This is a genomic window from Allobosea thiooxidans (genome assembly GCF_900168195.1).
Taxonomy (GTDB): domain Bacteria; phylum Pseudomonadota; class Alphaproteobacteria; order Rhizobiales; family Beijerinckiaceae; genus Allobosea; species Allobosea thiooxidans.
Window position 1 is genome coordinate 173,066 of the sequence record NZ_FUYX01000006.1, and the last position, 12,197, is coordinate 185,262.

At 64.5% G+C, this 12,197-nt stretch carries 10 protein-coding genes; 6 read left to right on the forward strand and 4 right to left on the reverse strand.

The window, feature by feature from the left end:
• Positions 1 to 10: 10 nt before the first annotated feature.
• Positions 11 to 1,690: an FMN-binding glutamate synthase family protein gene (locus B5Y19_RS13390; RefSeq protein WP_079591610.1), complete on the reverse strand. Its 1,680-nt coding sequence runs from the start codon at positions 1,688 to 1,690 to the stop codon at positions 11 to 13.
• Between the two features lie 473 nt (positions 1,691 to 2,163).
• Between B5Y19_RS13390 and B5Y19_RS13395 the strand changes: the two genes are divergently transcribed.
• Positions 2,164 to 3,501 (forward strand): ABC transporter substrate-binding protein, encoded by a 1,338-nt coding sequence (locus B5Y19_RS13395; protein WP_244555584.1) that lies wholly within the window; start codon positions 2,164 to 2,166, stop codon positions 3,499 to 3,501.
• 33 nt (positions 3,502 to 3,534) lie between these two features.
• On the opposite strand, the gene B5Y19_RS13400 is transcribed toward B5Y19_RS13395, so the two are convergent.
• Together B5Y19_RS13400 and B5Y19_RS13405 are read right to left on the reverse strand one after the other, a co-directional pair.
• Positions 3,535 to 4,569 (reverse strand): succinylglutamate desuccinylase/aspartoacylase family protein, encoded by a 1,035-nt coding sequence (locus B5Y19_RS13400; RefSeq protein ID WP_055726626.1) that lies wholly within the window; start codon positions 4,567 to 4,569, stop codon positions 3,535 to 3,537.
• Positions 4,566 to 5,609 (reverse strand): D-cysteine desulfhydrase family protein, encoded by a 1,044-nt coding sequence (locus B5Y19_RS13405; protein WP_139384384.1) that lies wholly within the window; start codon positions 5,607 to 5,609, stop codon positions 4,566 to 4,568. Before B5Y19_RS13405 ends, B5Y19_RS13400 begins: the two co-directional genes overlap by 4 nt.
• Positions 5,610 to 5,762: 153 nt before the next feature.
• On the opposite strand from B5Y19_RS13405, the gene B5Y19_RS13410 reads away from it, so the two are divergent.
• The 5 genes from B5Y19_RS13410 to B5Y19_RS25705 all read left to right on the forward strand — a co-directional run bounded on the left by B5Y19_RS13410 (position 5,763) and on the right by B5Y19_RS25705 (position 10,871).
• Positions 5,763 to 6,242 carry a RidA family protein gene (locus B5Y19_RS13410; RefSeq protein WP_055726627.1) on the forward strand — a complete coding sequence of 160 codons (480 nt, stop codon included), beginning with the start codon at positions 5,763 to 5,765 and terminating at the stop codon, positions 6,240 to 6,242.
• Between the two features lie 9 nt (positions 6,243 to 6,251).
• Positions 6,252 to 7,172 carry an SIS domain-containing protein gene (locus B5Y19_RS13415; RefSeq protein WP_079591591.1) on the forward strand — a complete coding sequence of 307 codons (921 nt, stop codon included), beginning with the start codon at positions 6,252 to 6,254 and terminating at the stop codon, positions 7,170 to 7,172.
• A complete protein-coding gene (locus B5Y19_RS13420) occupies positions 7,169 to 8,635 on the forward strand; it encodes a M81 family metallopeptidase (protein ID WP_055726629.1) in 1,467 nt (488 codons plus the stop codon). Before B5Y19_RS13415 ends, B5Y19_RS13420 begins: the two co-directional genes overlap by 4 nt.
• 198 nt (positions 8,636 to 8,833) lie before the next feature.
• Entirely contained in the window at positions 8,834 to 10,351 is a 1,518-nt protein-coding gene (locus B5Y19_RS13425) for a S10 family peptidase (protein WP_244555589.1), read from the forward strand.
• 193 nt (positions 10,352 to 10,544) lie between these two features.
• Positions 10,545 to 10,871, forward strand: a complete 327-nt coding sequence (locus tag B5Y19_RS25705) for a hypothetical protein (RefSeq protein WP_139384385.1) — start codon at positions 10,545 to 10,547, stop codon at positions 10,869 to 10,871.
• A 325-nt stretch (positions 10,872 to 11,196) separates the two neighbouring features.
• Here B5Y19_RS25705 and B5Y19_RS13435 read toward each other — a convergent pair whose 3' ends face one another.
• A complete protein-coding gene (locus B5Y19_RS13435) occupies positions 11,197 to 12,084 on the reverse strand; it encodes a tetratricopeptide repeat protein (RefSeq protein ID WP_176168622.1) in 888 nt (295 codons plus the stop codon).
• Positions 12,085 to 12,197 lie beyond the last annotated feature (113 nt).

Here is a 12,197-nt window from a genome sequence, read left to right on the forward strand (position 1 = left end):
CTCGTGGCGATTACGCGACGGACTCCATCACCTTCGCGGTCCGGCGCGTTTGGAACGGACCATGAGGAATCTCCGGCGGAGCAAAACTGTCGGAACTGGCGCGATCCCAGCGGCTGTACCAATCGGCGAGCTCCGGAAACTCGTTTCCGCCCAACAGGAAACCCTCCGGCAGATAGGGGAAGGCCTCGTTGCCATCGAGGAATTCATTGTCCTTCCGTCGGAACATGAAGTGATAGGGCATGAAGTCGCTGGGATGGTTGAGGCCAGCCGCACCTGCGATTTCTCCGAGCGCGTGCATGGTGTTGCGATGAAAGCGCGCGACGCGGTCGCTCTTGTCGCCGACATCTATGGCGCTCTGGCGGCGCTTGTCCTGTGTCGCGATACCGACCGGGCAGCGATTGGTGTGGCAAGACTGGGCCTGGATACAGCCGATCGCGAACATGAAGCCGCGCGCCGCGTTGCACCAGTCCGCCCCGAGCGCGAGCGTGCGGGCAATGTCGAAGGCTGACACGATCTTGCCGGCCGCCCCGATCTTGACCTGATCCCGGATGCCGGCGCCCCGCAGCGTGTTGTGGACGAAGGTCAGCCCTTCCAGCATCGGCATGCCCACGCGGTTGGCGAATTCCATGGGAGCAGCGCCAGTTCCGCCCTCCGCGCCGTCCACGACAATGAAATCGGGTACGATGCCGGTGTTGAGCATGGCCTTGACCATACTCATGAATTCGCGGCGATGGCCGATGCAAAGCTTGAAGCCGACCGGCTTGCCGCCGGAAAGCTCGCGCAGTTCACCGACGAATTGCATCAGCCCCGTCGGAGTGGAAAAGGTGCTGTGGGCCACAGGCGATATGCAGTCTACGCCCATCGCGATGCCTCGCGCCTCGGCGATCTCGGGGGAGATCTTGGAAGCCGGCAGCATGCCGCCATGGCCCGGCTTGGCGCCTTGGCTGAGCTTGATTTCGATCATCTTGATCTGCGGATCGGCAGCCAGTTCCGCAAAGCGTTCGGGCGAGAAGCTGCCATCTTCGTTGCGGCAGCCGAAATAGCCCGAAGCCACTTGGAAAATCAGGTCCCCGCCGCCTTGCCGGTGATAGCGACTGATGCTGCCTTCGCCGGTGTCATGGGCAAAGCCACCCTTCCTCGCGCCAGTGTTGAGCGCCAGAATGGCATTGCCGGAGAGCGCGCCGAAACTCATGGCCGAGATGTTGTAGATGCTGGCCTCGTAGGGCTGCCTGCAGGCAGGTCCGCCGATCCGGACGCGAAAATTGGTGTCGACAATGGCCGTCGGCGCGGCCGAATGGGTCAACCACACATAGCCGGAGCCGTAGACGTTCTCGGAGGTGCCAAAAGGCAGCTTGTCCTCGTCGCCCTTGGCGCGCCGGTAGACCAGTGCGCGGTCCTGCCGGCTGAACGGGACTTCGTCATGGTCGCTTTCGATGATGTATTGCCTGATTTCCGGCCGGATGCTTTCCATCAGGAAGCGCAGATGCCCGATCACTGGATAGTTGCGCAGAATCGAATGCCTGTGCTGGCGCATATCATGAACGCCCAGAAGGACCAGTGCGCCCGCAACCGCCGCGGGGACAAGCAGCCACCCGCTATAGACGAGCCCCCCGACAAGCGAGGCGACAAAAGCGAGCATGGCAAGGACAAATGCCGCATAGCGTTGATTCAGAAGAGCATTTTTTAGCATGATGTCCTGGCGCAATGCGTGGCGAGCGTATGTTGAACGCGGGGAACCCGGGTATCCTGAAGAGACGGCGGCAACCTACCGGGCGATCTCATCGAGAATATAGCCCGCCTGATCGACCGCGCGCCACACAGCATAGCTCTGCCATGTGGGCAAGGTTCTGCAGGTCTATGAACCGCGTCGCGCGAGTTTTCGGGCCCTCCTCCGCCCGGTTCAGCTGGCGCAGAGTTTGACGGAGCGTATTGCGCGCGGGCGGGGCGGAGCGCGTGTTGGCCATGACGCCTTCCTGGATCTCCTCGCGGCTCAGCCGGTGCGGGGCAACGCCGCATCCCGTTCGGGGAGCTCGAAAGCAATGCATGTAGTAAATATAAAAGAGGCTAGCTATCAACGCGATCTTCCGCTTGCATATTGTCAAATTTCGTAATTATTCTACAGAAATCTGAGAGCCCAAAAAACCGAGTTCGCGCAGGCCCGGCTTGACGCCAAGGCTCTGGGGACGGCGAAATTTGAACGATCAAGGGAGGGGACAAATGCGCTTGACGAAACGGCATTTCCTCGCTGGGGCGGCAGCGGCTTGCGCCATGCCTTATGTGGCGGGGCGAGCGTTCGCGCAGGGCAAGCAACTGAACGTGTTTGCGCATCGCGTCCTGCAGAATGTGTCCAACGGCACAGCGGGCGGCGACGTCACGGCGGGCTTTACTGAAGCTAACGGTGCCAGCATCAACTGGGCGACGTTCGAGACCGGACCGCTGCACGATCGTGTGTTTCGCGAAGCTTCGCTCGACCAGTCGACTGTCGATGTCGCCTTCCTGCTCAACACCTATGCGACGCCACGCGTCACAGCCTTGTTCGAGCCGCTCGACGCCTACATGAAAAGCGCCCCGCTGGAGAATTTCGACGACATATTTCCAGGTCTTGTGAAGGCGGTGACCTTCGACGGACGGCTTTTCGCCGTGCCGTTCCGCCATGCTTCGACCGGGCTGCACTACAACCAGGAGATCTTTGCCGAATGCGGCATCTCCGGCCCGCCTAAAACGATCGAGGAATTCATCGACATAGCCAAGAGGTGCACGAAGAAGCGGCCCAACGGCACGCCTGCCGTGGGCTTCATTCTTCCCGGCGTCGCCTATCCCGAGGTGATCGCCTTCGCCCGCGCTTGGGACGCCGATTTCATCACGCCCGACATGAAGGTCGTCGCCAATTCCGAGCCGATGGTGAAGGCGCTGACCGCCATTCGCCAGCTCTACGAAGCGGGCGCCGTGCCGCGCAATCTCGCCGGCATGAAGGCCGAAGACGCCAACACCTGGATGCAGACCGGGCGCGCGGCGATGGCCATGAGCTCGATGAGCCGCCACGGACTCTACAACGATCCGAAGAAGTCGCAGGCCGCCGGCAAGATCAAGACGACCTTCTTCCCGATCGCCGAGGCATTGCGGGGCAAATACGACGTCGCGCCCGCCAAGGTCGAGTTCTGGAGCATGGCAATCCCGAAGAATGCCCAGAACAAGGATCTGGCCTGGAAGTTCATCAAGTGGATGTCCTCTCCACAGGCGACGCTGGGGGCAGCCCTCAACGGCAACGGGCCGGTCCGCAACTCGACCTATGACGATCCGCGCATCATCGAGGCACTGCCCTATGCGCAGGACGAGCGGCGGGTCCTCGCGGTTTCGCGCGTACCGCTGCCTGCCTTCAACGAAGCCGCGCGCGCCGCCGACTTCTTCAAGGAAGAAGCCGAAGCCGCGGTGCTGGGCATGAAGACGCCCCAGCAGGCCATGGACGACCTTACCGTTCGTGTGCAGGCGCTTCTGAAGTGAGCCAGCAGGGGAGGCGTTGGCCTCCCCTCCCGCCTAGGCGACGCCGAGCAGGTCGGCGCGCGTCGTATCCCGGCCAAGATGGAGAAGCACGTCGGCGGCGGAACATATGGGCGGCACGCGGCGGCACACGACCATTCCATCGTCCGGTATCAGCAACTGCTCTGGAGCGTGGTCCGCGCGCTCCAAATCCCACAGCCACCCAGCCGCTTCGCCAATCCGCACCGTTTCACCCAAAGCATGGGCAGGCTCGAAAGCCCCGCGTCCCGGCGCGCGCAGGAAGCCTTGCGGCTCGATGGCCAGCAGACATGTCTTCCCGCGCGGTGTTGCGACGGCATCGATCATGCCGAGATGAGCGAGAACGTTCTCGATGCCCACGCGCGCGATCTCGATTGTCCGTGGCGTTACGCATCCGCCGCCACCGAGCTCCGTCGCCATCGCCGGAATCCCCTGCTCCAACGCTGCAGAGACCAGCGTCGCGCTGGCCTCGGGACGGCGCATCACCATCGCATAAGGCGCCGCGAAGGCCAGCATGAGATCCAGCGTGCGCCCTGCCAGGGCGCCGTCCATGGGCAGGCGCCCGAAAGCGCATGGCAGATAGTCGAGCGTCCCGCCACCGCTGTGCAGGTCGACCACGCAGTCCACCAGAGGCAGCAGCAGCCGGAAGATGCCATCCGCGATCTGTTCCGTGGGCTGGCCGTCCGGCCGGCCCGGAAAGCAGCGGGCGAGATTGACACCGTCGATGGGGGATGTGCGCGTGGCGGCCGCCGATGCGGCGGGATTGGCGACTGGCAGCAGGATCACGCGCCCGCGCAGCCGGTCAGGATCGAGTGTCCGGGCCAGATGCGACAGCGCAAACTGTCCCTCGTACTCGTCGCCATGCAATCCGGCGGTGCACAGCAATGTCGGCCCGTCACCGCCTTTGACCACGATCACCGGCAGCGTGATGCGGCCATAGGCGGAACGGTCGTGCGAATGCGGGACGAAAAGGGCGCCGACGTGACGCCCTGGCCGATCGAGTTCGACGTCCAGCCGAGCGGGGCCGCCTGCTGCTGAGATGCCGTGTTTCATTGAGGTGCGGAGCGTTCGAAGGCGGAGGCGTGCGTGAACAACCCCGGCGTGCCGCCGGAGTGCAGGAAGACGATGGAAGACGCCTTGCCGAACAGGCCTTTCTCGGCTGCGCCGATGAGGGCGGCCATGCCCTTGCCCGTATAGACGGGATCGAGCACCAGCCCTTCGAGCCGACCAGCGGTCTTGACGGCGGCGAGGCTCGCGGCGGAGGGAATGCCGTAGCCCGGACCGATCTCGTCGTCGACGATGTCGAGATCCTGCCCCGACAGACGTGTCTCGATGCCCATCCACGCGGCCGCTGCGTTGGCGGTTTCGATGATCCATTTGCGCAGCCGTGCCTCCGGCTGCTGGGCGCTGACGCCCATGACCCTGGTCGGAACCTCGAGATGCTTGAAGCCGAGCGCCAATCCGGCAGCCGTCAGCCCGGAGCCGCAAACCACGACGACGATGTCGGGCATCCGACCGATCGCCTTGAAATCCTCGACCAGTTCAGCAGCGCCCGACATCCAGCCTGCGACGCCGACATTGGCGCTCACGCCCGTAAGCTGCACGACAAAGGGGGACCGCCCCTGCCTGCGGTAGTCGTCGGCGATCGCCTCGATTTCATCCTTTATCGCCGGGTGCCAGGGGTCGGTATTCTGGGTGAAGGTGACCTCCGCTCCAAAGATGTCGTCCAGAAGCAGATTTCCGACATGCTCCGTGCCCATCCTGGCGCGCAGATGCAGGTGGCAGCCGAGACCGAGCTTGGCTGCCGCGCCCGCCAGCGACCGGCAGAAATTGGACTGGCTGCCGGCCGTCGCAATCAGCATGTCAGCTCCCGCCGCGATCGCTTCGGCAAGGATGAAGTCGAGCTGGCGAAGCTTGTTGCCGCCGAGCGCATAGCCGGCCATGTCTTCGCGTTTGACGTAGACAGACGCGACGTCGAGGTGCTCGGCCAGCCGCGGCGCCGGCTCGAAAGGCGTCGGCAGGCGGGCCAGGTCGAGACGCGGGCGGCCGGACATCGGATCGATCGAAACGGCGGGCGGGCAAGATACGAGCATCGCGGCGTCCTGCTGGTCCTCGGCAATCGCCAAGTGCAATGTAGATAAATTACGAAAATACTCTCGTCAACGCACCTGAAACCGGTTAGGAAGGGCCACGGTCGCCAGCTGGCGGGCGGAGACGATGACCATCATTGCACGGAGACGGGCGCTTTGACCACCGCTACTTCGATCGAAGCCCGCTTGGCCGAGCTGAATGTGAAATTGCCCGACGTATCTGAATCTAAAGGCAAATATATATCTTATAGCATCACCGGAAACCTGCTGTACATCTCTGGGCAGCTCTGCGTGGGACCAGACGGAAAGATACCCGAAGCCTATCGGGGCAAGCTAGGGAGTAAAATTACGGAAGCGGATGGTTATGCCGCTGCGCGTCTTTGCCTGCTGCAGGTACTCTCCCACGCCAGGCTGGCGCTGGGGTCGCTCGACCGGATCACGAAATGCGTTCGGCTGGGCGGCTTCGTCAATGCCGAGCCGGATTTCGTCGCGCCCGGGGCCGCGATGAATGGCGCATCCGATATGATAGTGGAAATCATGGGCGAGTCTGGCCGACATAGCCGCACCACCATCGGTGTCGCAACGCTCCCGCTTGGAGCCTGCATCGAGGTGGAAGGCTTGTTCGCCTTCGAATAGGAGAATGGCATGACGACAGGTGGAGCGTCGGGCCAAGCAGGAGGTGACGACCGCTTCCTCGACGTCTTGACCGCCCGCAAGGCGGAGCTTTCGCCATCCGAGCGCCGGGTGGCAGAGTTCGTGCTCGATGCACCGGACAAGGTGATCCATATGTCGATCGCGACATTGGCCGAAGAGGTGGGCGTCAGCCAGCCCACCGTGCTGCGCTTCGTGCGTACGATGGGGCTGGCCAGCTATCCGGAACTCAAGCTGCGCACCGGGCAGAGCATCGTCGCCGGGACGCCCTATGTGCACAGCGAGGTCGCGTCCAGCGACCCGCTCGACCAGATCATCGACAAGCTCGTCGATTCCTCGATCTACACATTGACGATGCTGCGGCGGTCCATCGACCAACAGGTGCTTGCGCGGGTCGTCGACATACTGGCCAACGCGCCGCGCATCGACTGTTACGGCACCGGCGCGGCGCGCATCCTGGCCATGGAGGCCCAGCACAAGCTGATGCGCTTCGGCATCCCGGTCGTGGCCTATGACGACACGCATTTGCAGCGCCTTGCCGCTGCCACGCTGCGGAAGGGCAACGTGGCGCTCTGCTTTTCGCATACCGGCATGGTGCGCGACATCGAGGCGATGGCGCTGAAGGCGCGTGAATGTGGCGCCACCGTCATCGCCATCACCCGGCCGAACACGGCGCTGTCGGCAGCGGCCGACATTGTCCTCGAGATCGACGCGCATGAGAACACCGAAATTTACACGCCGATGACATCGCGTGTGGCTCACGCCGTACTGATCGACATCATCGCAACGGCGATGGCTCTCCGTGGCGGACCAGCGCTTTTTGAGCGCCTGCGCGAGGCGAAGAACAGCCTCGCCGATTTGCGCATTCCGCCGGCGATGACGACGCCGGCGCGCCGCGGAAAAAGCAGATCATGAGGGTCTTTGTCGCTTCGCTGGCCACGGAAACGAACACGTTTTCGCCGATCCGCATCGACCGCGGCGCTTTCGAAGACGCATTTTACGCCCCACCGGGCGAGCATCCCGAGACCCCCACTCTCTGTTCCGCGCCCTTCATCGCGGCCCGCAAACGCGCCCGCGAGCAGGGGTTCACCCTGATCGAGGGGACGGCCGCCTGGGCCGAGCCTGCCGGCCTGGTTTCCCGGGAAGCTTATGAGGGGTTGCGGGACGAAATCCTCGGTCAGCTCCGCGCTGCGATGCCTGTCGACGTAGTGCTCTTCGGCCTACATGGCGCCATGATCGCCGAGGGCTACGACGATTGCGAAGGCGACCTGCTCACCGAGGCCCGTGCCATCGCTGGGCAGGATGCGGTCATCGGGGTCGAACTCGACCCCCATTGCCATCTCACCCAGGCCATGATCGACGCCGCCACGATCCTGGTGACCTTCAAGGAAGTGCCGCACAGCGATTTCTACGAGCGCGCGGAGGATATGGTGGATCTCTCCTTGCGCGCCGCCCGCAAGGAAATCACGCCGGTGACGAGCGTCCTAGACTGCCGCGCCATCGCCAACTTCCTGACCAGCCGCGATCCGGGCAGAGCCCTAGTCGACGACATGATCGCCCGCGAAGGCAGGGACGGCGTGTTGAGCATCTCCATCGTGCATGGGTTTCCGGCGGCCGACATACCCGACGTCGGCACCAAGGTCGTCGTCATCAGCGACGATGCGCCGGAAAGGGGGCGATCCGTAGCGGCCGAATTCGGTGCCCGTATCATTGCCTTCGGCGCCAACCGCATGCCGGATATGCCCGATCCGGACAAGGCGATCGACATGGCTCTGGCCGTGGCCGGTCAACCGGTGGTGCTAGCCGACCGTTGGGACAATCCCGGCGGCGGCGTGGCGGGCGACAGCACGTTCCTCATTCACGCGCTGTGCGAACGCCCGGGCATCGATGCCGCGGTCGGAGCTCTGTGGGACCCGATCGCCGTGTCGTTCTGCCTGGCGGCGGGCCCCGGTGCACGCTTGCAACTGCGCTTCGGTGGCAAGGTGGCGCCGAGTTCGGGCGTGCCCGTCGATGCCGAGGTCGAGATCGTCGCCACCACGCGCGATCTCGTCATCCCGTTTCAGGAGAGCCGTGTTTCCCTGGGAGCTGCCGTCTCGTTACGGCTCGGCAAGCTGGATGTGGTGCTGGCGAGCAAACGCGCTCAGACGTTCCACCCCGCTGTCTTCGAACTGCTCGGGATCGAACTTTCGAAGAAAAAGATCGTCGTGGTCAAATCCGCGAGCCATTTCCACACCGCCTTCGCGCCGATCGCCGCCGATGTGATCTTCGTGAATTGCGGCGGTCCCTATCCGCCCGATGCCGCCGCAATTCCTTACCGCCGCATTCGCCGTCCGATCGCTCCGCTCGATGCGAATGTCTCACCGGTGTGGATGCGGTAAGGCGATCATCCGGTCCTTGCCGACGCGATGCCGGCCCATCGGACGCCAAGGCGACAACGAGCCGAACACATCGTCGGGAACTCGGGATAATTCGCTTCCGTTGTTCGATCGTTTCGTGACCATGCTCAATTTCGGATTGCACGACCGGATCGTTGGACCGTGAGGCCAGGAGCAGCCGCACCGTCGGAAGGTTTGATGATGCCCAGGTTGCCGCTGGCTATCGCGATCGTCTTGGCGCTGTTCATTTGCGCGCCTTCTTCGAGCCGCGGGCAAAGTCCGGAGCGGGGGACGCCCAAAACCGGGCTGCTTTCCCTCCTGCCCGAGGCCCAGACGACGGAACATGCGATCGACCTCGGCGGCCGCACGTTGCAGTACCAGGCTCGTGCAGGCACGTTATCGCTGCTCGGCGGCAATGCCGAAGCGACGGCCGAGATCTTCTACGTCGCCTACACGCTCCAGGCGGAGCAGGGCCAGAACGAGACCTCGCAAAGGCCGGTGACGTTCGTCTTCAACGGTGGTCCGGGAGCTGCCGCAGCCTATCTCCATCTCGGCGCCATGGGGCCGCGGGTGCTGATGACCGGAACGGACGGAAGCCTGCTGCCGTCGCCTCAGAAGCTCATCGACAATCCGGACACCTGGCTCGACATGACCGATCTCGTATTCGTTGATCCGGTCGGTACGGGCTACAGCCGCGAGGCCCCAGGCCAACAGACGCGGAACTTCTGGGGCGTCAACCAAGATGCCGCCTCGATGGGAGCGTTCGTCCGTCTCTATCTGGCGCAGATGGGCAGAACGCGCTCGCCGGTCTTCCTGGCGGGCGAGAGCTATGGTGGGTTCCGGGCGACGCTGCTTTCCCGAACGCTTCAGCAGGATATCGGCATCAGCCCGAGCGGCATTGCGCTCGTCTCTCCTGCACTGGAATTCGCCCTGCTGCGGCCCGACGAATTCGACATTCTCCATTTTGCGCTGGAGCTGCCATCACTTGCAGCCGTGCGTCTCCGACGCGACGGCATCGTCGGTCAGGACTTCCGGGACAAGCTCGCCGAGGTCGAACATTTCGCGCTCGGCGATTATCTCGTCGCGCTCGCAGGCGGGCTGGAGTCGGGCGGGCGGGCCGCAAGCCAACGCGTGGCCGAGATTACGGGCCTGCCCCTCGATGTGGTGCAGCGCAGCTTTGCGCGCATTTCCTCCAGCCTCTTCACCAAGGAGTTCGCCCGGGCCCGAGGGAACGTCCTGAGCCCGTATGACGGTTTGATCGAGACCGGCGACATCGCCCCGCAAAGTCCGCGAGATCGAGGTCCCGACCCGATCCTTGATCGCAGCGTCTCGGCTCTGACCTCCGCCTTCACCGCCTATGTCCGCGACGAGCTGGGCTTCCGGACCGACATGTCCTATCGCCTCTTGAACGGTGAGGTCGGTCGCAACTGGGACTATGGGACCAGCCCATCGCGCCAGGGCTACGCCGGCGTGATGAATGATCTCCAACGCGCGCGAAGCCTGAATCCGGCGATGGGCGTCCTGATCGTCAACGGCGAGACCGATCTCGTGACGCCCTACATGGCCTCCCGGTATCTCCTGAACCAGATCAGCTCGATCGCCGGGGCGAAGCCCGTTCGGTCAGCCGTGCTCGAAGGCGGTCACATGATGTATCTGCGGCCCGATGGCCGCCGGGCGTTGAGGGAGCTCGCTGCGGAGCTTTACCAGGCGCCGCAATAGACCGGATGACCCTCTCGCCGCCCATCGCGTGCCTGAACATCCGCAGGATATTGCCCGGCATGTCTGCATCAACATGCGCCACGAGACGGTCGGCGGGCTTTATGCGTGGCGCGGGCGGAGCCGATGAATGGCTCGTTCACAGGGCGTTCAAGCACCTCGGTGCCTCCTCGAGGAACGAAAGGAGGCGATCCAAATGAAGCAATATCACCTCAGCATTGCGGCGCTGGTGGCATTGGGTACCGCTGGTTTCGGCGGGGCGGCAACAGCTGCACCGATCACCGCTGGCCTGGTCGTAAGCCAGGCCGATGGCCCAGTTCATGTCCAGTACGATTCCTATTCCTGGCGTGAGGAGCGTCTGCGGAATCGCGATGCCTGGCGCGAGGACCGCCTGCGCAACCGTGATGCCTGGCGCGCCGAACGTTTGCGCGAGCGGGACGCTTGGCGGGCTGATCGCTGGCGCGAGCGCAACGCGTGGCGGGAATGGCGCGAGGAGCGTTCACGCTCCTACGGATGGTGGTGAGCGTTAGCGCAGTGGCCTTTCCGCAACCGGCGCACGGTGCCGATGCGTCGGCACCGGCCGGAGCGCACCGCGATCAAAGGCAACAGGGCATCAATGGCCCATCAGAACAAGTCGCCGTGCTGCGGGGCTTCACTGCCGGGAACATCTCCGCGTCGCCATCCATGCCTCGCACTCTTCCCGCGTCGTCCGGACCACCGGCATAGCCTTCCGGAGGTCTGCCGGATCGGGGGCGCTCGATGGGCCGGCGTGTTCATGGGCTCCGGGCTTGGACCTTTGGTCCGCCCGGAACGGCGGCGGGTTGCCCTGCAGAATCTGCGGACTTGCGTTAAGCGCGGGGTTCGGCCGCGGCCGACCCGCCCGCCCGCTGCGCCGCCGGGGGCTTGCCGCCGGTGGGCGCCCCACCCTTCCCCTTGAGCAGGTCCCAGCTGTTCTGCTGGCTGACGCTGCGCTTGAGATAGGCGATCGTGGCCGCAGCTTCGGCCGGGCTCTGGTCGCGCCTTGCCAGGGTCTCCGCCTCGCCGAAGCGGCCCTGGAGCCCGAGCACCAGCACGAGGTTCTGGCGCACGCGGGCGTCGGCACGATCCGAGGCAGCCGCCTCGGCCAGCACGCGTTCGGCTTCCGGCAGCTGGCGCGACAGCGCAAGCGACAGGCCATAATTGGACATGATCGTCGGCTCTCCGGGCGCCAGCCTGAGGGCCGCTTGGTAGATCTGCTGGGCGCGCTGATGCTCGCCGAGCTGGTCGGCGACGGTGCCCTGCGCCGAGAGGATGCGCCAGTCGGGCCGCTCCGGCGAATGGGCGCGGGAGAGCACGTCGTCGGCCTCCCTCAGGCGGCCGTTGTCGGCAAGCGATCGGCCATAGGCCCCCAGCAATTCGCGGTCGTCCTGGAAGGTCAGAACCGCTCGCTGGAGCACGGCCAGCGCCTGCGCGTTCTGCTCGAGCGCCCGCAGCGCCCGCGCATAATTGAAGGCGGCTTCGCGATCCTTGGGGTTGGCGTCGTAGCGCTTGGCCCAGCGCTCGCGCTCGCCCTGCCAGTCGGCAGGGGTGCGGGGCTGCGCCGTCTGGCTGCGGCCGATCGAGCCGGTGATGTCGCCCGGCCCGCCGCGGCTCTGGCACCCCGCCAAGGCAAGCGCGCCGAGGCAGACCGCCACGGCGAATCCAAAACGACGGGCTGCGGGAAGCTGCGGATAGGAAGCAGGCTGCGCTGGAATCATGGGCCGGGTCGCCTCGCGACAACGTCTGACTGGGTTCGACTGGTCGCCCGGTGATAAAGCGTTAACCCTAATGCATCCTTAATCCGGCAATCCGAAGCCGCCCCGGAACCGAT